Annotated in this window: 23 protein-coding genes; 16 read left to right on the top strand and 7 right to left on the bottom strand. The window is 72.7% G+C overall.

The window, feature by feature from the left end; translation table 11 throughout:
• Nucleotides 1–82: 82 nt before the first annotated feature.
• The 6 genes from typA to BM237_RS04335 all read left to right on the top strand — a co-directional run bounded on the left by typA (nucleotide 83) and on the right by BM237_RS04335 (nucleotide 9,111).
• The gene (gene typA, locus BM237_RS04360) at nucleotides 83–1,990 is read left to right on the top strand and encodes a translational GTPase TypA (RefSeq protein WP_093847953.1); all 1,908 of its coding nucleotides are present in this window, start codon (nucleotides 83–85) and stop codon (nucleotides 1,988–1,990) included.
• Between the two features lie 847 nt (nucleotides 1,991–2,837).
• On the top strand, nucleotides 2,838–3,875 hold the full coding sequence (locus BM237_RS04355) for an ABC transporter permease (RefSeq protein WP_093847951.1): 1,038 nt from the start codon (nucleotides 2,838–2,840) through the stop codon (nucleotides 3,873–3,875).
• 99 nt (nucleotides 3,876–3,974) lie between these two features.
• Nucleotides 3,975–5,774, top strand: a complete 1,800-nt coding sequence (locus BM237_RS04350; protein ID WP_093847949.1) for an ABC transporter substrate-binding protein — start codon at nucleotides 3,975–3,977, stop codon at nucleotides 5,772–5,774.
• 119 nt (nucleotides 5,775–5,893) lie between these two features.
• Nucleotides 5,894–6,871, top strand: a complete 978-nt coding sequence (locus BM237_RS04345; RefSeq protein WP_093847947.1) for an ABC transporter permease — start codon at nucleotides 5,894–5,896, stop codon at nucleotides 6,869–6,871.
• Nucleotides 6,872–6,881: 10 nt separating this feature from the next.
• Nucleotides 6,882–7,946 (top strand): ABC transporter ATP-binding protein, encoded by a 1,065-nt coding sequence (locus tag BM237_RS04340; RefSeq protein ID WP_093847945.1) that lies wholly within the window; start codon nucleotides 6,882–6,884, stop codon nucleotides 7,944–7,946.
• Nucleotides 7,947–7,959: 13 nt separating this feature from the next.
• Nucleotides 7,960–9,111, top strand: coding sequence for an ABC transporter ATP-binding protein (locus tag BM237_RS04335; RefSeq protein ID WP_093847943.1), 1,152 nt, complete (start codon nucleotides 7,960–7,962; stop codon nucleotides 9,109–9,111).
• 99 nt (nucleotides 9,112–9,210) lie between these two features.
• On the opposite strand, the gene BM237_RS04330 is transcribed toward BM237_RS04335, so the two are convergent.
• Nucleotides 9,211–11,439, bottom strand: a complete 2,229-nt coding sequence (locus BM237_RS04330; RefSeq protein WP_245793392.1) for a S9 family peptidase — start codon at nucleotides 11,437–11,439, stop codon at nucleotides 9,211–9,213.
• A gap of 378 nt (nucleotides 11,440–11,817) precedes the next feature.
• On the opposite strand from BM237_RS04330, the gene BM237_RS04325 reads away from it, so the two are divergent.
• The 4 genes from BM237_RS04325 (at nucleotide 11,818) to BM237_RS04310 (ending at nucleotide 15,650) form a co-directional block, all read left to right on the top strand.
• A complete protein-coding gene (locus tag BM237_RS04325) occupies nucleotides 11,818–12,012 on the top strand; it encodes a hypothetical protein (RefSeq protein WP_093661216.1) in 195 nt (64 codons plus the stop codon).
• 24 nt (nucleotides 12,013–12,036) lie between these two features.
• Nucleotides 12,037–12,972, top strand: coding sequence for an N-acetyl-1-D-myo-inositol-2-amino-2-deoxy-alpha-D-glucopyranoside deacetylase (gene mshB / locus BM237_RS04320; protein ID WP_093847939.1), 936 nt, complete (start codon nucleotides 12,037–12,039; stop codon nucleotides 12,970–12,972).
• Nucleotides 12,969–13,361: a DUF6113 family protein gene (locus BM237_RS04315; RefSeq protein WP_093847937.1), complete on the top strand. Its 393-nt coding sequence runs from the start codon at nucleotides 12,969–12,971 to the stop codon at nucleotides 13,359–13,361. Before mshB ends, BM237_RS04315 begins: the two co-directional genes overlap by 4 nt.
• Before the next feature lie 231 nt (nucleotides 13,362–13,592).
• Nucleotides 13,593–15,650 carry a peptidoglycan binding domain-containing protein gene (locus BM237_RS04310; RefSeq protein ID WP_093847935.1) on the top strand — a complete coding sequence of 686 codons (2,058 nt, stop codon included), beginning with the start codon at nucleotides 13,593–13,595 and terminating at the stop codon, nucleotides 15,648–15,650.
• A gap of 66 nt (nucleotides 15,651–15,716) precedes the next feature.
• On the opposite strand, the gene BM237_RS04305 is transcribed toward BM237_RS04310, so the two are convergent.
• Both BM237_RS04305 and BM237_RS04300 read right to left on the bottom strand, forming a co-directional pair.
• A complete protein-coding gene (locus BM237_RS04305; protein ID WP_175540879.1) occupies nucleotides 15,717–16,586 on the bottom strand; it encodes a transglutaminase family protein in 870 nt (289 codons plus the stop codon).
• Between the two features lie 18 nt (nucleotides 16,587–16,604).
• Nucleotides 16,605–17,612, bottom strand: a complete 1,008-nt coding sequence (locus BM237_RS04300; RefSeq protein WP_093847933.1) for a GNAT family N-acetyltransferase — start codon at nucleotides 17,610–17,612, stop codon at nucleotides 16,605–16,607.
• Between the two features lie 144 nt (nucleotides 17,613–17,756).
• On the opposite strand from BM237_RS04300, the gene fdxA reads away from it, so the two are divergent.
• Both fdxA and dapC read left to right on the top strand, forming a co-directional pair.
• Complete coding sequence (gene fdxA, locus BM237_RS04295; protein ID WP_071372957.1) at nucleotides 17,757–18,083, top strand: ferredoxin; 327 nt, start codon at nucleotides 17,757–17,759, stop codon at nucleotides 18,081–18,083.
• A 90-nt stretch (nucleotides 18,084–18,173) separates the two neighbouring features.
• Complete coding sequence (gene dapC, locus BM237_RS04290) at nucleotides 18,174–19,295, top strand: succinyldiaminopimelate transaminase (RefSeq protein WP_093847931.1); 1,122 nt, start codon at nucleotides 18,174–18,176, stop codon at nucleotides 19,293–19,295.
• Nucleotides 19,296–19,395: 100 nt separating this feature from the next.
• On the opposite strand, the gene BM237_RS04285 is transcribed toward dapC, so the two are convergent.
• Together BM237_RS04285 and BM237_RS04280 are read right to left on the bottom strand one after the other, a co-directional pair.
• Nucleotides 19,396–19,917 (bottom strand): hypothetical protein, encoded by a 522-nt coding sequence (locus BM237_RS04285; RefSeq protein WP_093847929.1) that lies wholly within the window; start codon nucleotides 19,915–19,917, stop codon nucleotides 19,396–19,398.
• Nucleotides 19,918–20,348: 431 nt separating this feature from the next.
• A complete protein-coding gene (locus tag BM237_RS04280) occupies nucleotides 20,349–21,278 on the bottom strand; it encodes a VldE C-terminal domain-containing protein (protein WP_175540878.1) in 930 nt (309 codons plus the stop codon).
• An 83-nt stretch (nucleotides 21,279–21,361) separates the two neighbouring features.
• Here BM237_RS04280 and dapE point away from each other — a divergent pair, with 83 nt between their 5' ends.
• Both dapE and BM237_RS04270 read left to right on the top strand, forming a co-directional pair.
• The gene (dapE, locus tag BM237_RS04275; RefSeq protein WP_093847925.1) at nucleotides 21,362–22,504 is read left to right on the top strand and encodes a succinyl-diaminopimelate desuccinylase; all 1,143 of its coding nucleotides are present in this window, start codon (nucleotides 21,362–21,364) and stop codon (nucleotides 22,502–22,504) included.
• Nucleotides 22,505–22,660: 156 nt separating this feature from the next.
• Nucleotides 22,661–23,461 (top strand): LOG family protein, encoded by an 801-nt coding sequence (locus BM237_RS04270; RefSeq protein ID WP_093847923.1) that lies wholly within the window; start codon nucleotides 22,661–22,663, stop codon nucleotides 23,459–23,461.
• A 40-nt stretch (nucleotides 23,462–23,501) separates the two neighbouring features.
• Here BM237_RS04270 and folP read toward each other — a convergent pair whose 3' ends face one another.
• Nucleotides 23,502–24,362 carry a dihydropteroate synthase gene (gene folP / locus BM237_RS04265; RefSeq protein ID WP_093847921.1) on the bottom strand — a complete coding sequence of 287 codons (861 nt, stop codon included), beginning with the start codon at nucleotides 24,360–24,362 and terminating at the stop codon, nucleotides 23,502–23,504.
• A 129-nt stretch (nucleotides 24,363–24,491) separates the two neighbouring features.
• On the opposite strand from folP, the gene BM237_RS04260 reads away from it, so the two are divergent.
• The gene (locus BM237_RS04260; RefSeq protein WP_093847919.1) at nucleotides 24,492–24,920 is read left to right on the top strand and encodes a DivIVA domain-containing protein; all 429 of its coding nucleotides are present in this window, start codon (nucleotides 24,492–24,494) and stop codon (nucleotides 24,918–24,920) included.
• The gene (locus BM237_RS04255) at nucleotides 24,917–25,516 is read left to right on the top strand and encodes a DNA-3-methyladenine glycosylase I (RefSeq protein WP_093847917.1); all 600 of its coding nucleotides are present in this window, start codon (nucleotides 24,917–24,919) and stop codon (nucleotides 25,514–25,516) included. The genes BM237_RS04260 and BM237_RS04255 overlap by 4 nt, the downstream gene beginning before the upstream one ends.
• Nucleotides 25,517–25,584: 68 nt before the next feature.
• Here the strand turns inward: BM237_RS04255 and chcB are convergent, their stop codons facing one another.
• A complete protein-coding gene (chcB, locus tag BM237_RS04250; RefSeq protein ID WP_093848132.1) occupies nucleotides 25,585–26,373 on the bottom strand; it encodes a 2-cyclohexenylcarbonyl CoA isomerase in 789 nt (262 codons plus the stop codon).
• Between the last annotated feature and the right edge of the window lie 109 nt (nucleotides 26,374–26,482).

Raw genomic sequence — 26,482 nt, 5'->3', positions numbered from 1 at the left:
GGCCGTGGCGATGATCAGCCCGGCGGGCGCGCGACGCACCGGTCGCGCCGCCATCCACGATTCCGGGAGAAGCGCCCCCAGTATGCCCACGCGCCACGACATCCGTAACGTCGCCATCGTCGCCCACGTAGACCACGGCAAGACGACCCTGGTCGACGCCATGCTCAAGCAGGCCGGCGCCTTCGCCGCCCACCAGCTCGACCAGGTGGACGACCGCGTGATGGACACAGGCGACCTGGAACGCGAGAAGGGCATCACCATTCTCGCCAAGAACACCGCGGTCAAGTACCACCCCAAGGACGGCGGCGCCCCCGTCACCATCAACATCATCGACACCCCCGGCCACGCCGACTTCGGCGGCGAGGTCGAGCGCGGCCTGTCCATGGTGGACGCGGTGGTGCTGCTGGTGGACGCCTCCGAGGGCCCGCTGCCGCAGACCCGCTTCGTGCTGCGCAAGGCGCTCCAGGCCCGGCTGCCGGTCATCCTGTGCATCAACAAGACCGACCGGCCCGACTCCCGTATCGACGAGGTCGTCGACGAGGCCTACGACCTCTTCCTGGACCTGGACGCGGACGAGGAGCAGATCGAGTTCCCCATCGTCTACGCCTGCGCCCGTGACGGCGTGGCCTCGCTGACCAAGCCGGCCGACGGCACCGTCCCGGCCGACAGCGACAGCCTGGAGCCGTTCTTCTCCACGCTGCTGGAGCACGTCCCCGCCCCCTCCTACGAGGAGGGCGCCCCGCTCCAGGCCCATGTCACCAACCTGGACGCCGACAACTTCCTCGGCCGCATCGCGCTGCTGCGCGTGGCCCAGGGCGAGCTGCGCAAGGGCCAGACGGTGGCCTGGATGAAGCGCGACGGCTCGGTGCAGAGCGTGCGCATCACCGAACTGCTGATGACGGAGGCGCTCACCCGCAAGCCGGCCGAGGTGGCGGGCCCGGGTGACATCTGCGCCGTCGCCGGCATCCCGGACATCACCATCGGCGAGACGCTGGCCGACCCGGAGAACCCGGTCGCGCTGCCGCTGATCACCGTCGACGAGCCGGCGATCTCCATGACCATCGGCACCAACACCTCGCCGCTGGTCGGCCGGGGCGGCACCGGCAAGGGCGCGGACGCCAAGGCGGCCGTCAAGGACCGCAAGGTCACCGCCCGCCAGGTCAGGGACCGCCTCGACCGCGAGCTGATCGGCAACGTCTCACTGCGCGTGCTGGACACCGAGCGCCCCGACGCCTGGGAGGTGCAGGGCCGCGGCGAGCTGGCGCTGGCCATCCTGGTGGAGACCATGCGCCGGGAGGGCTACGAGCTGACCGTCGGCAAGCCGCAGGTGGTGACCAAGGAGGTCGACGGCAAGGTCCACGAGCCGGTCGAGCGCCTGACCATCGACGTGCCCGAGGAGCACATGGGCGCCGTCACGCAGCTCATGGGCGTCCGCAAGGGCCGGATGGACAACATGTCCAACCACGGCTCGGGCTGGGTCCGCCTGGAGTTCGTCGTGCCCTCCCGCGGTCTGATCGGCTTCCGCACGGAGTTTTTGACCCAGACCCGCGGCACCGGTATCGCGCATTCCATCCACGAGGGCCACGAGCCCTGGTTCGGCGAGCTGAAGACCCGCAACAACGGCTCGCTCGTCGCGGACCGCGCCGGGGCCGTCACCGCCTTCGCGATGACCAACCTCCAGGAGCGCGGCGTGCTCTTCGTCGAGCCGGGCACCGAGGTGTACGAGGGCATGATCGTCGGTGAGAACTCCCGCTCCGACGACATGGACGTCAACATCACCAAGGAGAAGAAGCTCACCAACATGCGGTCCTCGACCGCCGACGTGGCCGAGTCGATCGTCCCGCCGCGCAAGCTGTCGCTGGAGCAGTCCCTGGAGTTCTGCCGTGACGACGAGTGCGTGGAGGTGACCCCGGAAGCCGTGCGCATCCGCAAGGTCGTCCTCGACCAGAAGGAGCGCGCCCGCGCCGCTTCCCGGGCCAAGCACGCCTGACGCGCCCGGCGATCCGTCCGAAGGGGCGCCGCGGACCGCACCGGTCCGCGGCGCCCCTTCGCGCTGCCCGGGACCGTCCGGGACCGTCCGGGACCCTCCGGGACCGTCCGGGGCCGGCGGCGTGCGGTGGCCGTGCGGCATCCGGGCGGCCGCCGGAGCACTCCGCGAGCCCGTTCGGCGTAGCGGCGGGAAAAGTCTCTTATGAGGTGATATGGCTCCGGGGAGAGGATGTCCAGGCTCCGAAGGAGGCGCTCGTGCGAGGAGCTGTTCCCACCGCCTTGGCGGCGGCGGCCCGCCGTGTCCGCGCGGCGCCGCCGCGCCCGGGAGCGGCCCCGGCGGACACCTGCGGGGGGTGCGCGGCGGGCGGGTGGAACGGACGGTTCCGCAGAGCTCCGCCCCCGTCGGCGCCATGGCGCGGAACAGGCCGCGCGAACATGCCATCGTTTGCCATCGCAACGGCTTTGGCAGGCGTCCGTGCGAGGTGGATCTACGCGCGTCCACTCTTTCGGGGGACATCTTCCGGGTTGCGGGCGTGTCACGAGAGGTCCGTACGCAGTTCAGAACGGCGCGTTCGTATATCGGCGCAGCGACGGCTAGGTTGCGGATTCATTAACTCTTTATGAGTCCAAAGTTGCTATATGTCCGACTCTTCTGGAGCTTGTCAAGCACGCTGGGACCTCAATCTGCAAAACCTTCGCTCAAGATGTGCGGAGAGTGGCCAACCGAGGGCCAAGACCTCTTGACTGAGCTGGGAACCGATTGCAAAAGTCCGCTCAGCCCATGGCATTTCCCAGTGCCGAAGAAAGAGCGGGTTCCGCCAACACCCACAGCGCGGGGGCGCAACGCGATGACGAGTCCAACCCAGGCTGCGACAGCCCAGGCCGACAACCCTGGCCCGGACGCCGAGAGCCTGAGCAAAGAGCAGACCGCCGGCAGTGGCGGCCAGCTCGCCGGCCGTTCACCCGGCCAGCTGATGTGGCTGCGCTTCAAGCGCGACCGCGTCGGTGTGATCAGTGCATTCGTGGTGATCTTCTTCTTCCTGATCGCCTCCCTCGCACCGGTCGTCTCCTGGCTCTACGGCAAGGACCCGTACACGCTGTACGGCCAGGACCAGTACGAACTGCTGGACGAGTTCGGCTTCCCGGCCGGCCCCAACGGAGGCATCTCCTCCGAGTTCTGGTTCGGTATCGAGCCGGAGCTCGGCCGCGATGTCTTCATGCAGCTGCTGTACGGCATGCGGACCTCGCTGTACACCGCTCTGCCGGTGACGATCCTGATGGTGGCCACCGGTGTGCTGATCGGTCTGGTCGGCGGCTACTTCGGCGGCAAGGTCGACTACTGGATCGGCCGGGTCACCGACTTCATGATGGCCCTCCCCAGCCAGCTCACCCTGATCGCGGCGATGCCCGTGGTGGTGGCCGTCTTCGTGTCGCCCGTCGACGAGACCCCGGTCTACGTCCGGGCGTCCGCGATCATCGTCGTCCTGTGGCTCCTGGGCTGGATGGGCATGGCGCGCCTGGTGCGCAGCCAGGCCCTCACCCTGCGCGAACGCGAGTTCGTGGAGGCCGCCAAGGTCTCGGGGGCGTCGCCCTGGCGGATCATCCGCAAGGAGCTGCTGCCGAACCTGGTCACCCCGATCCTGGTGCAGGCCACCTACATGCTTCCCGCGACGATCCTCTCCGTGGCCTTCCTGTCCTTCGTGGGCGTGGGCTACGTGGAGCCGACGCCGGACTGGGGGCGCATGTTCAGGACCGCCGCCAAGATCTACCAGGACGACCCGACGTACATGTTCTTCCCCGGTATCGCCATGGTGATCTTCGTGGTGGCCTTCAACCTTCTCGGCGACTCCGTGCGGGACGCCTTCGACCCCAAGTCCGGACGCTGATCACGTCCATCTGAGGGGGGCTGCCACCCCCGCACCCGGGCGACCGGAGGCGACAGGGCAGCAGACGGATCCCAACTGACAGGCAGGTGCACAAGCATCATGAATCCCATCCGATCGCGCACACTGAGGGGCGCGCTCATCGCCCTCGCGGCAGGCTCGCTGGTGCTGACCGGCTGCGGCGGCGGCAGCGACAACGGCGGCAACAAGAGCGAGGAGAGCGCCAAGGACAAGGAGGCCGCCAAGGCCCAGTCCGCGGCGGTCGAGTACGGCGACGCCGCCGCCTCCAAGGGCCCGGCCAAGCCGGTCGAGGGCGCCCAGGAGGGGGGCACCATCCGGGTCTACCAGGAGGACGACTTCTCCCACCTGGACCCGGGCCAGATCTACGTCAGCGACGCCGGCCAGCTCTCCGGTCTCATCCACCGCGGTCTGACCACCTACACCCAGGCCGAGGACGGCAGCCTGACCGTCGTGGGCGACCTCGCCACCGACTCGGGCAAGCAGTCCGACGACGGCAAGACCTGGACGTACACGCTCAAGGACGGCATCAAGGACCAGGAAGGTGACCCGATCACCTCCAAGGACATCCGCCACACCATCGAGCGCCTGTACTCCAAGCACATCACCGACGGCCCGACCTACATCCAGCAGTGGCTGTCCGGCGGTCCCGGCTACCGCGACGAGCTGCCCGACGGTCCGTACGAGGGCGACCACCTGCCCGACTCCGTCCTGGAGACCCCGGACGAGAAGACGATCGTCTTCCACTTCGAGACCGCGCAGCCCGACCTGCCGCAGGCGCTCGCGATGCCGGGCTACTCCATCGTCCCCGAAGAGGACGACACCAAGGCGAAGTACGACCAGAAGCCCGTGGCGCTCGGCCCGTACAAGATCGCCGATTTCAAGCCCGGCAAGTCCATGAAGCTGGTCAAGAACACCGAGTGGGACCCGAAGACGGACCCCTCCCGCCACCAGTACGTGGACGCCTGGAACATCACGTTCAACCACGACCGCGCGGACCAGACCGAGCGCATCCTGGCCGACCGCGGTGAGTCCGCCAACGCCATCCAGATGAGCGGCTCGGTGGACTCCACCAAGATCAAGCAGGTCATCGAAGAGGCCGACAAGCGCACGATCAAGGGCTACCAGCCCTACGTGTGGCAGCTGAACATGAACATGGACCGCCTCAAGGACAAGAAGGTCCGCGACGCGATCACCCACGCGCTGCCCAACGGCCAGATCCTGCGCCCCGACGGCGGCTCCTACGCCGGTGAGCCGGCCGGCGGTCTGCTCGCCCCGACCCTGCCGGGCTACGAGGACGGCTACGACCCGTACGGCAAGCTCGACAAGCCCAACGGCGACATCGAGAAGGCGAAGCAGCTTCTGAAGGAAGCCGGCAAGGAGGGCATGAAGCTCACCTACGCCTACGCCAACGCCCCGCACCGCCAGAAGCAGGCCGTCATCATCGAGACCGCCCTGGAGAAGGCCGGCTTCGACGTCCAGAAGAAGGACATCGACCCCTCCACCTGGTACGAGCAGGTCGGCAAGGTCGACAACAAGCTGGACATCTACATGACCGGCTGGGGCCAGGACTGGCCGTCCATCTCCACCGTCATCCCGCCGGTCTACGACGGTGACCAGATCGCCGACGGCGCGTCGAACTACTCGCACATCAACGACAAGCACGTCAACGGCGAGATCGACCGGATCTCCAAGATCCAGGACCCGGAAGAGGCCACCAAGGAGTGGGTCGAGCTGCACAAGTACATCGTGGAAGAGGTCAACCCGGCCGCTCCGCTGTACTACACCAAGCAGCTGCAGATCTACGGCTCCAACATCGGTGGTGCCCGGTACAGCACGGTCAAGAGCTACATCGACCTCACCCAGCTGTACCTGAAGAAGTAACCGGCTCATGAGGTGGGTCCCCGGGGGAGAACCCCCCGGGGGCCCGCCCACGGGCTTTCGCTTCGCACGTCCCACCCCCGTCGTCGTTGTCGCCGTGCTGAGAGCTGCGAACCACCACCATGTTTAAATTCCTCATTCGCCGGTCGGTCGGCGCCTTCGTCATCCTGATCCTGATCAGTGCCTTCACCTTCGCCATGTTCTTCGCCATCCCGCAGGACCCGGCCCTGCTGGCGTGCGGCAAGAACTGCACCCCGCAGAACCTGGCGATCATTCACGAGAACCTCGGACTGGACAAGCCGATCACGGCGCAGTACTGGGAGTTCATGAAGGGCATCGTGGCGGGGCGGGACTTCGCCGTCGGCCACTGCGACGCCCCCTGCTTCGGTGTGTCGTTCAACGACGACCGGTTCGTGTGGGACACGATCATCGACCGGCTGCCCCTGACGCTCTCCCTGACCGTCGGCGGCCTGGTCATCTTCCTCACCCTCGGTCTCGGCGCCGGCATGATCGCCGCCCGCAACAAGGGCACCTTCATCGACAAGGCCTTCAGCTCCGCCTCGCTGGTCCTCAGCTCGATGCAGATCTACTTCCTGGGCCCGATCGTGCTGGGCCTGCTGGTCTACAGCACCGGTTGGCTGTCCTCACCGAAGTACGTGCCGATAACGGAGAACCCGGCGGCCTGGTTCGTCGGCCTGCTGATCCCGTGGTTCGTGATGTCGCTGATCTTCACCGCGAACTACACCCGTATGTCGCGGTCCACCCTGATCGAACAGTTGCAGGAGGACCACGTCCGCACGGCGAAGGCCAAGGGCATGTCCGAGAAGTACGTCTTCTTCCGCTACGCCTGGCGCGGCTCGCTGACCCCGATCGTCACGATCCTGGGCATCGACCTGGGCGCGCTGCTCGGCGGCGCCATCGTGACCGAGCTGACCTTCAGCCTCGCCGGCGTCGGACGCCTGGCCGTCGAGTCGGTCCTCTACAAGGACCTGCCCCTGACCATGGGCGTCATGCTGGTCAGCGCCGCCTTCATCCTGCTCTGCAACCTCGTCGTGGACGCCGTGTACGGGTTCATCGACCCGCGTGTGCGCCTGTCCTAGGAGAACGACCGTGACCACACTCACCAAGACCGAGGGCGCGCCGTCCCCGACCGGGGCGGGTTCCTTCCTCTCGGTTCGCGACCTCCACGTCCGGTTCTCCACCGAGGACGGCATCGTCAAGGCCGTGAACAACCTCTCCTTCGAGGTCGAGCGCGGCAAGACGCTCGGCATCGTGGGCGAGTCCGGCTCCGGCAAGTCGGTCACCAACCTCGCCATCCTGGGCCTGCACAACCCGCGGTCCACGGAGATCACCGGCGAGATCGTCCTGGACGGCCAGGAGCTGACCGGCGCCTCCGAGAAGACGATGGAGGGTCTGCGCGGCAACAAGATGGCGATGATCTTCCAGGATCCGCTGACCGCGCTGTCGCCGTACTACACCATCGGCCGCCAGATCGGGGAGCCCTTCCGCAAGCACACGGGCGCCTCCAAGCGCGAGGCGCGCGAGCGCGCCATCGAGATGCTGGAGAAGGTGGGCATCCCCCACCCCAAGACCCGCGTCGACGACTACCCGCACCAGTTCTCGGGCGGTATGCGGCAGCGCGCGATGATCGCCATGGCGCTGGTGTGCGACCCCGACCTGCTGATCGCGGACGAGCCGACCACCGCCCTGGACGTCACCGTCCAGGCCCAGATCCTCGACCTGCTCAAGGACCTCCAGCAGGAGTTCGGGTCGGCGATCATCTTCATCACCCACGACCTCGGCGTGATCGCGGACGTGGCCGACGACATCATGGTGATGTACGGCGGCCGGGCCGTGGAGCGGGGCACCACCGGCGAGGTGCTGCGGGCCCCCCAGCACCCGTACACCTGGGGTCTGCTCAGCTCGATGCCCCGGCTCGGCGGGGACGTGAGCCAGAAGCTCCGGCCGATCGAGGGCACTCCGCCCAGCCTGCTCAACCCGCCGTCGGGCTGCCCCTTCCACCCGCGCTGCGAGTTCAAGGACAAGGTCCCCGGCGGTGTGTCCTGCGCCGGCGACAGGCCTCTGCTGCCCGAGGGCCGCGGAGCCGCCTGCCACCTGACGCCGGAGCAGAAGCGGACCTACTTCATCGAGCAGATCAAGCCCCGGCTGGGCTAGGGAGCAACGAGACATGAGCGACGAACTCACCCTGACCAGGCCGGCGGCCCCGGCCGCGGGTACAGGCGAGCCCCTGCTTGAGGTCAAGGGGCTGACCAAGCACTTCCCGATCAAGGGCGGCTTCCCGATCAAGCGGACCGTCGGCGCGGTCCAGGCCGTGGACGGGGTCGACATGAGCGTGCTCGCGGGCGAGAGCTTCGGCCTCGTCGGCGAGTCCGGCTGCGGCAAGTCGACCACCGGCCGGCTGCTGACCCGGCTGCTGGAGCCGACGGGCGGCACGATCAACTACCGGGGCCAGGACATCACCCACGCCAAGCGCAAGCAGCTGGCGCCGATCCGGTCCGAGATCCAGATGATCTTCCAGGACCCGTACTCCTCGCTGAACCCGCGCCAGACGGTCGGCAAGATCATCAGCGGGCCGATGGAGATCAACGGCATCAACCCGCCCGGGGGCCGCGAGAAGCGGGTCCAGGAGCTGCTGGAGATCGTCGGGCTCAACCCCGAGCACTACAACCGCTTCCCGCACGAGTTCTCCGGCGGTCAGCGCCAGCGCATCGGAGTGGCCCGCGCACTGGCCCTGGAGCCGAAGCTGATCGTCGCCGACGAGCCGGTCTCCGCGCTGGACGTCTCCATCCAGGCGCAGGTCGTCAACCTGCTCCAGCAGGTGCAGCGGGACATGGGCATCGCCTTCGTCTTCATCGCGCACGACCTGGCGGTCGTGAGGCACTTCTCGCAGCGTGTCGCGGTGATGTACCTCGGCAAGATCGTGGAGGTCGGGGACCGCGAGTCGATCTACAACCGGCCGCGGCACCCCTACACCCACGCGCTGCTGTCCGCCGTCCCCGAGGCGGTGCTGCGCGACGAGGACGAGACCGAGGGGCGCGAGCGCATCCGCCTCGCCGGCGACGTGCCGTCGCCCATCTCGCCGCCGTCCGGCTGCCGCTTCCGCACCCGCTGCTGGAAGGCGCAGGACAAGTGCGCCACGGAGGCTCCGCCGCTGGTGCAGATCGAGGGCAACACACCGGGCCACCTGACGGCGTGCCACTTCCCGGAGGAGGGGACCACCGGGGGCGGCAGGGAGGTCGTCCTCGACCCGGGCCTGGTCGCCATGGAGCACAGGGACACCGGGTCCGCGGGGGCCGCCGGGTCCGGCAAGGAGTCCTGAGCACCACGCCGACACGACGCGGACGCCGCCGCGCCCCTTTCGGGGGCGCGGCGGCGTCCGCGTCGTGTCGGCGTGCGGCCCGGGCGCGGCCCGGTGCGGTCACGCCACGCCCAGCGACCTCTTGAGGAAGGCCACCTGGAGCAGCAGCAGGTTCTCGGCCACCTGCTCCTGCGGGGTCATGTGCGTCACCCCGGACAGCGGCAGCACCTCGTGCATACGGCCCGCGGCCAGCAGCGCCGAGGACAGCCGCAGGGTGTGGGCGGCCACCACGTTGTCGTCGGCCAGACCGTGGACGATCATCAGCGGCCGGTGCGGATCGGCCGGCGCCGACAGCCCCTCGTCGGTGACCAGGGAGTTGGCCGCGTACACCTCTGGCCGCTCCTGGGGCAGGCCGAGGTAGCGCTCGGTGTAGTGGGTGTCGTACAGCCGCCAGTCGGTGACGGGCGCGCCGGCCACCGCCGCGTGGAAGACGTCCGGGCGGCGCAGCACGGCCAGCGCGGCCAGGTAGCCGCCGTAGGACCAGCCGCGGATGCCGACCCGGCCCAGGTCCAGGGGGTGGCTTTCGGCCAGTGCGTGCAGGGCCTCGACCTGGTCGTCCAGGGTGGTGCCCGCCAGATCGCCCGCGACCGCCTTCTCCCAGGCGGGGGAGTTGCCGGGGGTGCCGCGGCCGTCCGCGACCACCACGGCGAACCCCTGGTCGGCGAACCACTGCGAGGTCAGGTGCGCGTTGTGCGCGGCCACCACGCGCTGGCCGTGCGGGCCGCCGTAGGGGTCCATCAGGACCGGCAGCACCCCGTCGCCGTCGCGATATCCGGTGGGCAGCAGCACGGCGGCCGGGATCCGCCGCGCGCCCGCGCGCAGCAGCCGGGGGCGGGCGGTCAGCACGGGCGTCTCGGCGTGGGAGGCGATGACGGCCAGCGGCGTCGGGGCGCCCTTGCCGGTCTCGGGCAGGCGCAGCGCCTCGGCGCGGGCGCCGGGGCGGTCCGGGGCCGCGCTGGACAGCACCACGGTGTCCCCGCCGCGGACGGCGGAGGCGAGGTGCGCGCCGCCCTCGGGGGAGACCCGCTCCCAGCCGCCCTGGTCGCCACTGCCGCGGAACCAGGCCCGGTAGACGGCGATCTCGCCCACGGGGGAGTCCTTCGGCGCGTCCGGTCCGGCCGAGGCGGAGAACAGCACGTCCTCGTCGCCGACGTCCAGCACCGCCCGTACGTGCAGGGCGGCCGAGGTCAGCGGCCGGTCCCCGACCACCAGGACGCGCGCCCCGCCCTCGTCGGCGATCCGCACCAGGCGCCCGTCGGGCGTCCAGACGGGCACGCCGGGGAAGAGTTCCAGCCATGCAGGGTCCTCGTCCGCGTGCAGCGGCGCGGTGCGGCCGGTGGCGGTGTCGACGGTCAGGTAGAGGTGGCTGCGCTGGTCGCGCGACTGGACGAGCAGCAGGGGCGGCCCGGCGGCCGACCAGTGGACGCGCGCCAGGTAGGGGTAGCGGACGCGGTCCCAGACCACCTCGGTGCGGCCCGCCTCCCCGGCCACCTCTTCGGTGTCCTCCCCGTCCCCGACGTCGAGCAGGTGGAGCGTCACCTCGGCGTTGTCCGTGCCGGCGGCCGGGTAGGCCACCTCGGCCGGCTCGCTCTCGGGATTGGCCGGATCGGCGATCCACCAGCGGCGCACGGGCGAGTCGTCCACCCGGGCGGCCAGCATCCGGGTGCCGTCCGGGGACCACCAAAAGCCCCGGGAGCGGTCCATCTCCTCGGCCGCGGCGAACTCCGCCAGACCCCAGGTCGTACGGCCGCCGCCGCGGGTCTCCTCCGGCCCGGCCACCGCCCGGTCGCTCCCGCCGTCGCGGTCCGCCACGCGCAGGGCGCCGTCCGCCACATAGGCGACGCGCCGGCCGTCCGGACAGGGGCGGGGGTCCACCACCGGGGTCGGGGTGGGCAGCTCGCGTACGGCGGCCGTGCGCAGGTCGGCGGTGAACAGCCGCCCGGACAGGGCGAAGGCCGCCGTCTCCACCGCGGAGTCGGTCGCGTAGCCGACCACCCCGGCCGACCCCTCGCGGCTCCGCTCGCGCCGGGCGCGCTCCTCGGGCGACAGCTCCTCGTCCGCCCCGCCGAGCAGCTCCGCCGGATCGGCCACCGCGCGCTCCCCGTCCCCCTCCCCGTTGCCGTCCGGGCCGGGGCCGCCGAGATCCCTCACCCACAGCAGGTTCGCCCGGTCGGTGCCGCCGCGGGAGCGGAGGAAGACGATCCGGGAGCCGTCCGGGGCCACGGTGAAGGCGCGCGGCGCCCCCAGGGTGAAGCGCTGCGTTCTGGCGTACTGGCGTGGAAACGACATGACCATGGGGTGAGCGTACGGCGTCGCGGGGCCGTGCTCCCGGGGTGCGCCCGCGGTGCGCCCGCCGCCGGTCCCCGTGCATCCTCCACGCGTCCTCCGAGGGCCTTCGGAGCCCTCTTCGGGCCCTCTTCGGAGCCCTCTTCGGGGCCCCTTCGGAATCCTTTCGAGGGGCCCTGCGGCCGGTTGGGAGAAGGGGACGTGTCCAAGGTCACACAGGTGTGCGCCCCTCTTCTGCACCCGTGCACCGATCCGTGCCGACTCACGGAAAGTTATGATCCGTTGCGCATGGTTCGCGGCGGGGTATGTAGCTTCAGGACTGCCCTGTCGTACAAGCATCCTGATTCTGTGTCGACCGCGCGCTCTTGGAGGTGAACCGCCGTGGCACTCTCGATTTCGGCGGTGGTGCTGCTGGCGATCATCGTCTTCCTGCTGATCAAGAAATCAGGGCTGAAGACCGGACACGCACTGGTCTGCATGCTCCTGGGCTTCTACATGGCCAGCTCGTCGATCGCTCCCACCATCAGCGAACTGACCTCGAACGTCGCGGGCATGATCGGCAGCATCAAGTTCTGACACCGGCGGCGTAGGCTCGCCCTCATGACCGAGCTTCCCGCGCGCCGCCTGATGCTGGTCCACGCGCACCCCGACGACGAGTCGATCACCAACGGCGTCACCATGGCCCGATACGCCGCCGAGGGTGCGCTGGTCACCCTGGTGACCTGCACGCTGGGGGAGGAGGGCGAGGTCATCCCGCCCGCCCTGGCACATCTCGCGGCCGACCGCGAGGACGGGCTGGGGCCGCACCGGATCGGCGAGCTGCGGCACGCCATGCGGGAGCTGGGTGTGGCCGACCACCGCTTCCTGGGCGGCCCCGGCCGCTACCGGGACTCGGGGATGTTCGGCACCCCGGCCAACGAGCGCCCCGACTGCTTCTGGCGGGCGGACGTCGACGAGGCGGCCTCCCACCTCGTCGAGGAGATCCGCCAGGTGCGCCCCCAGGTGCTGGTCACCTACGACCCGAACGGCGGATACGGCCACCCCGACCACATCCAGGCCCACCGGGTCGCGACGCGCGCGGTGGAGCTGGCGGCCGACCCCGCGTACCGCACGGAGCGGGACGGGACACCGCACCGGGTCGGGCGCGTCTACTGGAGCTGCGCGGCACGCTCGGTGGTCGAGGAGGGCTTCGCCCGTCTGCGCGCCGCGGGCGGCGGCCCCTTCCCCGAACTCGCCTCGGCCGGGGACGTCCCCGGCGTGGTGGACGACGCCGAGGTGGACGCCGTCGTCGAGGGCGGTGCGGCCGAGGCCGCTGCCAAGGCCGCGGCGATGCGAGCCCACGCCACCCAGATCGTGGTGGCCGACTCCCCGTCCGGGCCGCCCGAGTCCTTCGCCCTGTCCAACCGGCTCGGCCAGCCGCTGCTGCACACCGAGCACTTCAGGCTGGCCGACGGCGCGGAGACTCCCGGCGGGCCGCTGCGCGACCTCTTCGAAGGGCTGGTGGGGACGGCCGGGGGCGCGGAGGGGGCGCGGTGAGGGCACGCGGGGCGCGGATCGCCGCGTACGCCGTACTGGCCGTGCTGGGCGGCGCGGTGGCCGTCGCGGGCTCCCTCGTCCAGGCCGGCTGGTTCCCGCTGGGGCTGCTGCTGGCGCTCGGCGGGTCCGTCGCGCTGTTCCACGGCGGCGCGCGGCTGACGGGCACGAGGGTCGGAGCGGCGGCTCCGGCGGCCGGCTGGACGCTGGTGGTGCTGCTGCTGACCGCGTCGCGCCCCGAGGGCGACTTCCTGTTCGGCACCGGGACAGGCACCTACTTCTTCCTGCTGGGCGGGATGCTCGCCGCCGTGATCTGCGCCACGGTCACGCCCTCCGGGCAGTTTCCGCCCGCGGGGACCACGGGCCCCGCGGATCTCGTGAAAGGACGGTGAAACGGCCGGTTGTCGACCGGCCTCCGGTCGACAACCGGCCCCCGCTCGGAGGGGAATCCGCGCGGCGACACACCGGCGCGGCATCCGCACACACGGTCCGCCGGGGCGGTGATTCGGCACTCCCGGGGCCCCGGGCGGCGGCCTCCCAGTAAGGTGGTGCGCGCCGGCGAGCCGCTCGTGCGAGCCGATCGGAACCATGACGGGCGGCGAATCCAACCGGGAGATCCTGCATTGAGCCGTGAAACTGACAGTTCGTCCTCCGGGCCCCAGGCGCGGGGCGGTGCCGCCCACCCGCCGGGGAGCGAGCCGTACCCCGCACCGGCGGGCGAGCCCACCGCGCAGCCGGGCGAGCCGAAGACCGAGACCACGCTGACCACCCGTATCCGGATCAACATCCCGGGTTCCCGCCCCATCCCGCCCGTCGTCGTGCGCAAGCCCGTCGGCGAGGCCGGTGGTGAGAGCGGCGAGGAGACCGGCGGTGAGACGTCCGGCGCCGACGGGAGCACGGCGGGGCCGGGCGGTCCGTCGGGCGCCCCGGGCGGTGGGGCGCCGTTCACGGCGGGTACGCCGGGGCCGAACGGGGCGCCCGGAAGGCCGGGTTCGCCCGGACCGGGGGGCCCCTCGGCCAACGGCGGCGGAAAGCCGACCAGTTCGTGGTTCGCCCCGCGCAAGTCCCCGTCCGGCGGCGCGCAGGGCGACCCCGCCGGCGGACCCGGCGGCGCGCCCGCCCCGGGGGCCGCGGCCCCCGCGGGACCGCCGCGGCAGCGCACCGACACCCCGCCCCACGGCTTCTCGGCCGACCTGGCGGACACCGGACCGATCGGCGTCCGCCCGGTCGGCACACCGCCGTCCGGACCGGAGGGCACCGGGCCGCACGGCTTCCCCGCCGCGCCGCCGCCGGCCCGGGGCGAGGGCCCCAGCGGGCCGACCACCGGACCGGCCACCGGCGGAATGCCGTTGCTGCCGCCGGGATTCCGGCAGCAGGGCGGCGCCGTGCCGCCGCCCGGTCCGGGCGACACCGGGCCGCAGCCCACCGTGTCCGCGGCCCCCGGTCCCGACATGGCTCCGGCCCCCGGCCCCGCCACCGCGCCCGAGCCGCCGCGCACCGGCGGACCGGCGCTCGACCTCGGCGGCCCCGCCGACGGGCCCGGCTTCCCGGCGGACCCGGCGGCGGCCCCCGGCCCCTCCGCGGCCCCGGGCCCCGGCCCCGCCGGCGACAGGGCCTTCGGCGACACCCTGGTCAGCGGCATCCCGCGGGTGCCCGCGGCCGACGACGACGGCCGGCCCGCCCCCTCGGCGGACGACCACGACTCCCGGCCGCCCGCGCCGGCCCCCGCCAAGCGGGGCCGCTCCAAGCTGGTCCTGCTCGGCGTCGCCACCTTCGGCGTGCTCGGCGTCGCCTACGGCGCGGGCCTGCTGCTGGACCACGCCGACGTCCCCAACGGCACCACCGTGCTCGGTGTGGACATCGGCGGCACGGCCAAGGACGAGGCGATGAACAAGCTCGACGCCGTTCTCGGCGAGCGGGCCCGTATGCCCCTGGTCCTGGAGGTGGAGGGCGAGCAGAAGACGCTCAAGCCGAGCGTCGCGGGCCTGTCGCTGGACACCGAGAACACCGTGCGGGGCGCCTCGGGGCGGGACTACAACCCCGTCTCCGTGATCGGATCCCTCCTCGGCGGCGCCCGGCAGGCCGAGCCGGTCTTCAAGGTCGACGAGGAGAAGCTCACGGCGGCGCTGAAGGACCTCGCCGGATCGTCCGGCGGCGCGCCGCGGGACGGAATGGTGAAGTTCGCCGGAGGCAAGGCCGTCGGCGTCCCCGGCAAGCCGTCCAAGCAGGTCGACGCCGACAAGGGCGCCGGTGTGCTGGAGGACGCCTACCGGACGCAGGTGGCCACCGGGAGGAGCGAGGCGGTCGAGCTGCCGGTCGCCCTCGCACAGCCCTCGGTCGACCAGGAGGAGATCGACAGGGCGATCCGGGAGTTCGGCGATCCGGCGATGTCCGGGCTGGTCACGGTGAGGGCGGGCGACAGGTCGATCCCGTTCAGCCCCACCGGGTCGCTGCCGAAGTTCCTGTCGATGAAGCCGGTGAACGGCAAGCTCGTGGACACCTACGACCTCAAGGTGCTCAAGGAGCTGTACGGCAGCACCTTCGACGGCATCCTGATCACCCGCGGCAACGGGACCAAGACGCCGGTCACCCCCCAGGACGTCGCCGGCGCGCTGCGCGAGGCGCTCCGCCAGACGGACCCGGCCAAGCGGGTCGGCGTCATCGAGCTCGACCCGCGGTAGCGGGCGGGCCCGCCCCGGCCGGCGCCACAGTCGCGCCGGCCGGGGCGGATCCCGGTCGGCGTGGCACTAGTTGAGCCGGGAACGGGCCGCCCGCGCCTCGCGGCGCACGACGGTCGCGGCGTTGGGCTCCATCGCGGCGACCATGTCGGCGTACTCCTCCAGCTCCCGCGCGCCGCCGGTGAAGTCGCCCCGCTCCACCAGCAGTCGTGCCCGCTCGTAGCGCAGCCGGGCCGGGTGGTGCGGCAGCAGCAGGGACAGCTCCACCGCCCACAGCTGGACGTCGGTGTGCTCGGGGCGGGCCGCCGCCCACGCGCGGATGTTGTTCAGCACCCGCAGCACGATCTCCACGGGGCCGGCCGGCTGGAGCATCGCCTCCGACAGCGGCGTTCCCGCCGTGCCCGCCACCAGCAGTTCGACGTCCTGCCCGGTCAGCGGCAGACCGCCCGCGAAGGGGTCGGCGAGGACGTGCTCGCCGCGGGGATCGCCGAAGCCGACCACGAAGTGCCCGGGCAGGGCGACCCCGTACACCGGCGCGCCCGCCCGGCGCGCGACCTCCAGCCACACCACCGACAGCAGGATCGGCAGTCCGCGCCGCCGCCTGAGGACCTCGTTCAGGAGCGAGGACTCCAGCCGGCGGTAGTCGGCGGGCGTGCCGTGGAAGCCGTGGCGCCCGCCGAGCAGTTCGGCCAGGGCGTGCGCCCACTGCGCGGGGGTGTGCGAGGGCGCGTACGGCAGCAGGCCCGTCAGCCGGTCCAGTTCGATCTGGGCGGCGTCGACGAGGCCGTCCACGCCCTTGCCGCCCTCCGCACGTACGGCGGGATCGGCCTCGGCGCCGATCAGCAGGCACAGCAGCGCCAGATCGGGCCGCTCGGCCCGCGCCGCCCGTGCGAAGCGCTCCCGCACCGAGTCGGCTCCCGCGATGTCCGGACTGTCCACAGGCCCTCCCTGCCCGGCTCAGCCGCGCGGCGCCCGGCGGTAGTGGTAGGAGTGATGGTCGGTGAAGCCCATCCTGGCGTACATCGCCCGTGCGATGGTGTTGTCCGGCTCAACCTGGAGGTACGCGGCCGAGGCGCCCTCCGCCAGCGCCGTGCGGGCCAGCTCGGCCATCACCGCCGTGGCCAGCCCCTCGCGCCGCCGCTCCGGGGCGGTCTCGACGGCGGCGAACCCCGCCCACCGGCCGTCCACCACGCACCGCCCGATGGCCGCCGGGGCGTCCCGCGGACCGTCTCCCGGCACGGTGGCGAACCACACCGACGGGCCGCCGGCCAGCACCTTCAGCGCGTCGCGGGCCGCTGCCCGGGCGCCGCGGCCGTAGGCGGACAGCCAGGCCGCGTCCGGCTGCCGCGACAGCCTCACCCGGCCGTCCGGCTCGCGGTCGGCCAGCGGCGCGAGCGCCCCGGTGCAGAAGACCGCGAACCGTTCGGCCGTCCAGCCGCGCCGCTCCAGCTCGGCGGCCAGCAGTTCGTCGGCCCCGGCGGCGCCCGTGGCGACCTGGATCAGCGCGGGCAGCCCGCGCTCGCCGTACCAGCGCACGGCCTCGGCCAGGGCGGCGTCCAGGTCCGTGCCGGGGTCGCCCAGGGGGAGGACGGAGTTGGCACGGCCGGTGAAGCCGCCGGAGGCCCGCAGCAGCCACTCGCCCAGGCGGGCGGTCTCCACCGCGGGCCAGCCGCGTGCCGCCGCCTTCGCCAGCTCCCGCACCCCCGCCGCCGGGCCGCGGCGGCGGGCGGGCTCGGCGGGCACGGTCTTCCCCGCGACCAGGGCCGACTCCTCGATCACCACGCTCTGCCCGCCACGCCGTGTGACGGAGAGCACACCGTCTTTCCAGGATGTGAGAACGCCGACCGTGTCGGTGAAGGCGGCACCGGTGTCCGCGGAACCGGTCAGACTGCGCACCGAGACACGTTTCCCCACGTCATCGGCGCTGATGCGAAGCTCGAGTCGTCCGCCCACGGTGAACTCCACGATCGTTGTCACCCCTCCTGTTCGTCTCCTGCCCGGGAACGGAGATACTAGAGGCGGGCATCGACGACGCCGCGCTCCCGCGCGCCACGCGGCTCAGCCACAACCGGACCGGCTGCCCGCGCCCTACCGAGGAGGAACGACAGCGTGACCTACGTCATCGCGGAGCCTTGTGTGGACCTGAAGGACAAGGCATGCATCGAGGAGTGCCCCGTCGACTGCATCTACGAGGGCCAGCGGTCCTTGTACATCCACCCGGACGAATGCGTCGACTGCGGGGCCTGTGAGCCGGTCTGCCCGGTGGAGGCGATCTTCTACGAGGACGACGTCCCGGAGGAGTGGAAGGACTACTACAAGGCCAACGTCGAGTTCTTCGACGAGCTGGGCTCGCCCGGCGGCGCCAGCAAGCTCGGGCTGATCGAGCGCGACCACCCCTTCGTCGCCGCGCTGCCGCCGCAGAGCCACGACGAGTGACCCCGCGCCACCCGCAGCACTGACCCCGGTCCCGTACGGCCCCGCAGCCGTGCGGGACCGGGGCTTTTCCAGGAAAGAGAGCGAAGTCAAGTGCCACCCCTGTCCTCACGCCTGCCGGTCTTCCCGTGGGACCGGCTGGAGCCGTACAAGAAGACCGCGGCCGAACACCCCGACGGCATCGTGGACCTGTCCGTGGGCACCCCCGTCGACCCGGTGCCCGGAGTGGTCCGCCGGGCGCTGGCCGGGGCCGCCGACAGCCCCGGCTACCCGACGGTCTGGGGCACGGCCGAGCTGCGGGACGCGATCGTCGGCTGGAGCGAGCGGCGGCTGGGCGCCCGGGGGCTGGCGCACACCCACGTCCTGCCGGTCGTCGGTTCCAAGGAACTGGTGGCCTGGCTGCCGGTCCAGCTCGGCCTCAAGGGCGGCGCCGGCGGGGAAGCGGGCGGGGACAGGGTGGCGTACCCGCGGCTGGCGTACCCGACGTACGAGGTGGGGGCGCGGCTGGCGGGCGCCGAGCCGGTCGCCTACGACGAATCGCCGCGCGAGCTGGACCCCGAGGGCCTGCGGCTGCTGTGGCTGAACTCCCCCTCCAACCCCACCGGCCGGGTGCTGCCCAAGGAGGAGCTGAGGGCCACCGTCGCCTGGGCGCGCGAGCACGGGGTGCTGGTCTTCAGCGACGAGTGCTACCTGGAGCTGGGCTGGGAGGCCGAACCGGTCTCCGTCCTCCACCCGGACGTCTGCGGCGGCAGCCACGAGGGCATCGTCGCCGTCCACTCGCTGTCCAAGCGCTCCAACCTGGCCGGCTACCGGGCGGCGTTCCTGGTCGGGGACGAGGCGATCCTGGAGGAGCTGCTGCGGGTGCGCAAGCACGGCGGGATGATGGTGCCCGCCCCGGTGCAGGCCGCCACGGTGGCGGCGCTCGGCGACGACGCGCACGTGGCCGAACAGCGCGAGCGCTACGCGGCACGGCGCGCGGCGCTGCGCACGGCGCTTCGGGCGAGCGGTTTCCGGATCGAGCACAGCGAGGCGTCTCTGTACCTGTGGGCGACGCGCGACGAGCCCTGCTGGGACACGGTCGGGGAACTGGCCCGGCGCGGTGTGCTGGTGGCGCCCGGCGACTTCTACGGCTCCGCGGGCGAGCGGTTCGTACGGGTCGCCTTCACCGCCACCGACGAGCGTGTCGGGGAGGCGGTGCGGCGCCTGACCGCGTGAGGTGCGCGGGGAGGAGCGGGTGGGGCCCGGGGATCGCTCGATCCCCGGGCCCCACCCGTCCGCGGCGCCTGCGCCGTCCGGCGCCGACGCCGGAGCGGTGTCAGAGCAGCGGCAGGTTCTTGCCGACCGGCGGCAGCTTGCCGACCGCCGGCAGGCCGTCGGTCAGCGAGTCGGCCTTCACCTGCTTGCCGACGGCGGGCACCTTGCCCTTGGCGGACTTGACGGCCTTGCCCGCCCCGGTGGCCTTCCCCTTGCCGCCGGTGGCGGGCCCGGTGGCCTCACCGAGGAGGGAGCCGGCGGTCTCCACCGTGTCGTCGGCGGTCTTCCGCACGGCGGGGACGGCGGCCTTGCCCGCGGCTCCGACGGTCCTGCCCGCGGCCGGCACGGTCTTCTGCACGGCCTTGCTGCCGGTGTCGGCCACCTGGCTGCCCGCCTTGCGCGAGGTGTCGTCGATGGTGTCGCCCAGGTTCGCGCCGTCCAGGTTGCTCACTCCGCCCAGGTTCTTGGCGGACGGCAGGAGTTCGGCGGCGTTCGCGGAACCGGCCGCACCGACTGCGGAGGCGGCACCCGCTGCGACCAGCAGCGCGGTCCGTGCGATCCGGCGCGAGAGGGGGAGGGACATGTTGCTCCTTCGACGGAGAAGAGGCTTGCTGAGGTTTCCCGCGGGCCGTCGGGCCCGGAGGGCGTCGTTGCGCATCCGGCCGGGGCGGCGCCCCCCGGACGCTGTGCCTATCGGGCCGGGGGGCCCGGAGGTTGCGGCCGTCCGGGTAAAGGATTGGCAATGAGCGGGTCGCTCCGGCGGTGGGTGAGGCGGAGGGCGGGGCCGCTCCGAGGAGCTCCGGGGGAGCACCGGACCCCGGTGCGGCCATGGGTTTTCCGTGATCTCGCCGGGCCGGGCCGGCGGCCGCGCCGATGGCTTCCGAGGGCTTGGCCGCCGTGGCGCACGATCCCCCGTTCGGGTGATGGGGCGAGACGCAGTGCGGTGACGCGGCGGACGCCCCCGGCCCCGCCCCGGCGCCGTGCGGTGACGCGACGCCGGGACGGAGACGGAGGTCAGCGCGAGGTGGCTATGACGACCTCGGTGCCCGTGCCGTCCCCGGCCGTGCGCCAGCCCTCGGCGGCCCGGCCGGCCTCCCAGACCCGCTTCCCGTAGGAGACGCGCTCGATCCCGAGCTCCTGGGAGTGGGCCACGGCCCAGTGCGCCAGTTCCCAGCCGCGGCGGTCGGCGTCCGCCTCGCCGGTGCGCGCCGGGGTGTGGACGGGGACGGAGACCACCGGGCCGGGCGCGCTGCGCCCGGCGCCGCCGCCGTCGATGCCGGGGGCGTCCGGCAGGACGTCCGCGCCGAACTCGCGGACCAGCCGCTCGCGCACCCGCACCGGGTCGCCGGCGGCCGTCTCCTTCGGAGCGGCCTTCGCGGGCACGCAGCTCAGGGCCGCGGCCCGGCGGCCGGTCAGCGCGGCCGCCAGAAGCGCCGCCCGGGGCTCGTGCTTGGCGTAGGCGTCGGGGAAGCCGCTGCGCTGCACCCGCTGGGCGGCGACGGTCAGGGGCAGCCGGGAGTAGCCCGGGATCTCCACCAGGTGCTCGTAGAACTTCCCGGCCGAGTACACCGGGTCCATGATCTGCTCCGCGGTCCCCCAGCCCTGGGAGGGCCGCTGCTGGAAGAGGCCGACGGAGTCGCGGTCGCCGTAGTCGATGTTGCGCAGCGCCGACTCCTGCATGGCCGTGGCCAGGGCGATGGTGACGGCCCGCTCGGGCAGCCCGCGGGCGGAGGCGACGGCCTGGATGGTCGAGGCGTTGGCGGCCTGCTGCGGTTCGATGACGTACGGCTCGCCGCCGGCCGCGGTCACGGTGCAGCGTGCCGGTCCGGACCCGCCGGGGTCGTGGCGCACGAGGAGGTACCCGGCGAGTCCGAGCAGTACGACGCACGCGGCGGCCAGGCGCAGCAGCCTGCCGCGGCGCGGAGTTGAAGCTCGCTCGGACACGCGACAAAGGTACCGGCCCCGCCGGGTCCGGGACCCGGACGTGACGCGGATCCCACGGAAGGACGCCAGGTAGGGTCGGCCGCATGGAGAGTGCTCCCGAAATCCCAGGAACCGCCCCCCGGGAGGACCCGGTCCCGGACCCGGACCCGGACCCGGTCCCGGTCCTGGACCTGAGCCTGGACGGGGCGTCGCTGACCGCGCGCCTGGTCGACATCCCCTCGGTCAGCGGAGACGAGAAACCGCTCGCGGACGCGATCGAGACCGCGCTGCGCGCCCTGCCGCACCTGCGCGTGGACCGGTACGGCAACAACGTCGTCGCCCGTACCGCACTCGGCCGGGCCGAACGGGTCGTCCTCGCCGGGCACATCGACACCGTGCCGATCGCGGACAACGTGCCCTCGCGGCTGGAGGACGGCGTGCTGTGGGGCTGCGGCACCTCCGACATGAAGGCCGGGGTCGCCGTTCAGCTCAGGATCGCCGCCACCGTGCCCGAGCCCAACCGCGACCTGACCTTCGTCTTCTACGACAACGAGGAGGTCGCGGCCCACCTCAACGGTCTGGGCCACCTGGCCGACGACCGTCCCGACTGGCTGGCCGGGGACTTCGCGGTGCTGCTGGAGCCCTCCGAGGGGCAGGTCGAGGGCGGCTGCCAGGGCACGCTGCGGGTCGGGCTGCGCATGGCCGGTCAGCGCGCCCACTCGGCGCGGAGCTGGAAGGGCGCCAACGCCATCCACGCCGCCGCGCCGGTCCTGGCCCGGCTGGCCGCGTACGAGCCCAGGCGGCCGGTGGTCGACGGGCTGGAGTTCCGCGAGGGCCTCAACGCCGTGGGGATCACCGGCGGCGTCGCGGGCAACGTCATCCCCGACGAGTGCACCGTGACCGTCAACTACCGCTACGCGCCCGACCTCACCGAACAGGAGGCGCTCGCCCATGTGCGGGAGGTGTTCGCCGACTGCGGTGTGGCGCGGTTCGAGGTGGAGGACAGTTCCGGCCCGGCGCGGCCCGGTCTGACGCACCCCGCCGCGGCGGCCTTCGTCGAGGCGGTCGGCGGCGAGGCGCGGCCGAAGTACGGCTGGACCGACGTCTCCCGGTTCAGCGCGCTGGGCGTGCCCGCCGTCAACTACGGCCCCGGGGACCCGAATCTGGCGCACAAGCGGGACGAGAGGGTCGACACGGACCTGATCGGCCACTGCGAGGAGCGGCTGCGCGCCTGGCTTACCGCCTGACCCGCCGGGTATCGGCTGATCCGCGGGGCCCGCACGCCGGTGCGGGCCCCGCGACATCCGGTGGCCGCCGGTGCGTCCGGGGAAGTTCCGCTCCACGTGATCCGGGCCTGCGTACCCTGGCGGCCTGTACGTCGGCGTAGACATAGGGAGTACGGCATGGCCAGTGCGGAGGAGTTCGAGCAGGGGGACGCGCCGCGGGAGCAGCGTTTCGGACCGGTGTTGCGCCGCCACGGCCAGATGCAGCACAGCACCACCGACCAGCGTCTGCTGGACACCGCCGGCCCCTCGGACTGGCTGCACCAGGACCCGTGGCGGGTCATGCGCATCCAGTCGGAGTTCGTCGAGGGCTTCGGCACCCTGACCGAGATCGGCCCCGCCATCAGCGTCTTCGGCTCGGCGCGCACGCCCGGGGGATCGCCCGAGTACGAGGCCGGGGTGCGGATCGGACGGGCGCTGGTGGAAGCCGGCTTCGCGGTGATCACCGGCGGCGGCCCGGGCGCGATGGAGGCGGCCAACAAGGGCGCCAGGGAGGCGGGCGGCACCTCGGTCGGCCTGGGCATCGAGCTGCCCTTCGAGCAGGGGATGAACCGGTACGTCGACATCGGCGTCAACTTCCGCTACTTCTTCGTGCGCAAGACGATGTTCGTGAAGTACGCCAGCGGCTTCGTCGTCCTGCCGGGCGGCATGGGCACGATGGACGAGCTGTTCGAGGCGATCACCCTGGTCCAGACGCGGAAGGTCACCCGCTTCCCGATCGTGCTGTTCGGCACGGACTACTGGCGGGGGCTGGTGGACTGGCTGCGTGCCACCGTCGTGCCCAGCGGGAAGATCGGCGCGCACGACATGGAGCTCTTCCACCTCACCGACGACGTGGACGAGGCGATCGCGCTGGTCACCAAGGAGACCTCCGGCAAGGGCGCGCCGGGGGAGGGGTTCAGGGCGGAGGACCCGGACTGACCGGTCCGCCCGCCCGGGCCCGCCCCGCCCGGAGAAGGGCTCAGGCCAGGCCGCGGCGGGCCACGGCCGGAGGGCGCAGACCCGCGATGGAGGCCACCATGTCGAGCACCTGCCGGGTCTCGGCCACCTCGTGGACGCGGTAGACCCGCGCTCCCAGCCAGGCGGAGACCGCGGTCGTGGCCAGGGTCCCGGTCAGCCGCTCCTTGACGGGCCGGTCCAGGGTCTCCCCGACGAAGTCCTTGTTGGACAGCGACACCAGCACCGGCCACCCGGTGGCCACCATCTCCTCCAGCCGCCGGGTCACCTCCAGCGAGTGGCGGGTGTTCTTGCCGAAGTCGTGGCCGGGGTCGATCAGCACCGCGTCCCGCCGCACTCCGGCCGCGACCGCGCGTTCGGCGAGCGCGACCGTGCGGCGCAGCACGTCGGCCATGACGTCGTCGTACGCCACCCGGTGCGGGCGGGTGCGCGGCGCGGCGCCGCCGGTGTGGGTGCACACCAGCCCGGCGCCGTACCGCGCCGCCACTTCGGCCAGCTTCGGATCCACGCCGCCCCAGGCGTCGTTGAGCAGGTCCGCGCCCGCCTCGCAGACCGCCTCGCCCACCTCGTGCCGCCAGGTGTCCACGCTGATCACCACGTCCGGCCAGCGCCGCCGCACCTCGGCGACGAAACCCGCGGTGCGCCGCACCTCCTCCTCGGCGGAGACCTCCTCGCCGGGGCCGGCCTTCACACCCCCTATGTCGATGATGGCGGCGCCCTCGGCGACCGCCTGCTCGACCCGGTCCAGGGCCGGTTCGTCGCGGAAGGTGGCGCCCCGGTCGTAGAAGGAGTCCGGAGTCCGGTTCACGATGGCCATGACCACCGTCTCGTGCTCGCCGAACTCACGCCGTCCCAGCCGCAGCATCCGCTGTCCTCTCCTCCCGCGGTCCCCGGCACCGCACAGTGCCCCGCAGCCGACACTAGCCGCCCCGTCGTGGCACGATCACGGCAGACCTGTACCTGCCGTTTGGCGTGTCGGACCCGGGGAGATGGCGTGTTCTGGTTTCTGCTGATCGCGTTGGTCGTGGTGGTCGCCGCGGTCGCGCTGGCCGTGGCGGGGGGCGGCGACGGGCCGGGCCGCACCGCGACGGGCGGACTCGCCGACGCCCTGCCGGACCGGACGGAGGCCTGGCTGCCGCCCGACCGTCCCCTGAACCGCTCCGACCTGGACGCGCTGCGGCTGCCGCAGGCCGTACGGGGCTACCGGATGGAGGAGGTCGACGACGTGCTGGACCGGCTCGGCGCCGAACTGGCCGAGCGCGACGCCCGGATCGCCGAGCTGGAGGCGTCGCTGGCGGGCGCGCAGGCGACCGCGCTGGGCGGGCCCGACATGTTCGGCGAGCCCGGCGGCGGCCCCGGGGACCGTCCCGGCACCGGCACGGCTTTCGGCGAAGAGCCCGGCGGCCCGGGGGAGGCGCGGTGACCGCCGAGGGCACGGCGCTCCCCGGGCCGGACGGGCGGCTGCGCTGCCCGTGGGGCCTGTCCACCGAGGACTACACCGCCTACCACGACACCGAGTGGGGCCGCCCGGTGCACGGCGACGACGCGCTGTTCGAGCGGCTGTCCCTGGAGGCGTTCCAGTCCGGGCTGTCCTGGCTGACCATCCTGCGCCGCCGGGAGGGTTTCCGGGCGGCGTTCGCGGGCTTCCGGATCGCGCGGGTGGCGGAGTTCACCGACGCCGACCGGGAACGGCTGCTCGCCGATCCGGGCATCATCCGCAACCGTGCCAAGATCGACGCGACCATCGCCAACGCCAGGGTCGCCGCCCGGTGGGAGCCGGGCGAACTGGACGCCCTGGTGTGGTCCCACGCCCCCGACCCGGCAGGCCGCCGAGCGCCGCGCACGCTCGCCGAGGTGCCCGCGATCACACCGGAGTCCACGGCGCTGTCCAAAGAGCTGAAGAAGCGCGGCTTCCGCTTCACCGGTCCCACCACGGCCTACGCCCTGATGCAGGCGTGCGGCCTGGTCGACGACCACCTGTCGGACTGCTGCGCCCGCGCCCCGCGCCCCGCCGGCTGAGCACGGCGTCCCGCGCCCGGTGTTCCGTGCGCGGTGACCCCGGGCGCGGGACGCTCTCCGACGGGGCGTCAGCGGCCGCGGTAGACGGGCTTCTCCTTGGCGACGAACGCCTCCACCGCGGCCTTGTGGTCCTCCGAGGCGCCGGCCCGGGCCTGCAGTTCGGCCTCCTTCTCCAGCGTCTCGGCCAGTGAGTGCGAGGAGCCGTGGGCGAGGGACTCCTTGAGCGCGGCGTACGCGACCGTCGGCCCCTCGGCGAGCCGCCGCGCCGCGTCCTCGGCCTCGGCCGCCAGCCGGTCGGCCGGGACGACCCGGTTGGCGATGCCCAGCTCCAGGGCCTCCCGCGCCTTCACGCTGCGCGGGAAGAGCAGCAGTTCGGCGGCGCGGCCCGGGCCGACCAGGCGCGGCAGGGTCCAGGACACCCCGGAGTCGGCGGTGAGCGCCACCCCGGCGAAGGAGGTGTTGAAGGAGGCGGTGTCGGCGACCACCCGGTAGTCGGCGGCGAAGGCGAACCCCGCCCCGGCGCCGGCCGCGACGCCGTTGACGCCCGCCACCACCGGCTTGGGCATGGAGGCGATCGCCAGGGTGATCGGGTTGTAGTGCTCCCGCACGGTGTCCAGCGCGCCGCCGCCGCTGCGCCGCAGCTCCTCGACGTGCTCCTTGAGGTCCTGCCCGACGCAGAAGGCCCGCCCGTTGCCGGTCAGCAGCACCGCGCGTACGGCCGGGTCGCCGGCCGCCTCCCGCAGAGCGTCCCGCAGCGCCTCCTTGAGCGCGGTGTCGAGCGCGTTCATGGCGTCGGGGCGGTTGAGGGTGACGGTCGCCAGCCCTCCGGACACTTCGTAGACGACGTTGTCTGACATGGGGGCCAGCATGGCAAGGAACGGCGGGGGCCGGTACGGGTCCGTACACGAGCCGCGTGTGACCTGCGTCAAACGGCCGCGGTGCTCTCCGGGGGGAGAAAGGGCGCAG

The sequence above is a fragment of the Streptomyces mangrovi genome (assembly GCF_900114215.1).
Classification (GTDB): domain Bacteria; phylum Actinomycetota; class Actinomycetes; order Streptomycetales; family Streptomycetaceae; genus Streptomyces; species Streptomyces barkulensis.
This window is presented reverse-complemented; position numbering and strand designations above follow the sequence as displayed.

Bases quoted from the DNA above. Each gene is read 5' to 3' on its own strand.
- typA (WP_093847953.1), top strand. From the start codon at position 83: ATGCCCACGCGCCACGACATCCGTAACGTCGCCATCGTCGCCCACGTA.
- BM237_RS04355 (WP_093847951.1), top strand. From the start codon at position 2,838: ATGACGAGTCCAACCCAGGCTGCGACAGCCCAGGCCGACAACCCTGGC.
- BM237_RS04350 (WP_093847949.1), top strand. From the start codon at position 3,975: ATGAATCCCATCCGATCGCGCACACTGAGGGGCGCGCTCATCGCCCTC.
- BM237_RS04345 (WP_093847947.1), top strand. From the start codon at position 5,894: ATGTTTAAATTCCTCATTCGCCGGTCGGTCGGCGCCTTCGTCATCCTG.
- BM237_RS04335 (WP_093847943.1), top strand. From the start codon at position 7,960: ATGAGCGACGAACTCACCCTGACCAGGCCGGCGGCCCCGGCCGCGGGT.
- BM237_RS04330 (WP_245793392.1), bottom strand. From the start codon at position 11,439: ATGTCGTTTCCACGCCAGTACGCCAGAACGCAGCGCTTCACCCTGGGG.
- mshB (WP_093847939.1), top strand. From the start codon at position 12,037: ATGACCGAGCTTCCCGCGCGCCGCCTGATGCTGGTCCACGCGCACCCC.
- BM237_RS04285 (WP_093847929.1), bottom strand. From the start codon at position 19,917: ATGTCCCTCCCCCTCTCGCGCCGGATCGCACGGACCGCGCTGCTGGTC.
- dapE (WP_093847925.1), top strand. From the start codon at position 21,362: ATGGAGAGTGCTCCCGAAATCCCAGGAACCGCCCCCCGGGAGGACCCG.
- BM237_RS04270 (WP_093847923.1), top strand. From the start codon at position 22,661: ATGGCCAGTGCGGAGGAGTTCGAGCAGGGGGACGCGCCGCGGGAGCAG.
- folP (WP_093847921.1), bottom strand. From the start codon at position 24,362: ATGCTGCGGCTGGGACGGCGTGAGTTCGGCGAGCACGAGACGGTGGTC.
- chcB (WP_093848132.1), bottom strand. From the start codon at position 26,373: ATGTCAGACAACGTCGTCTACGAAGTGTCCGGAGGGCTGGCGACCGTC.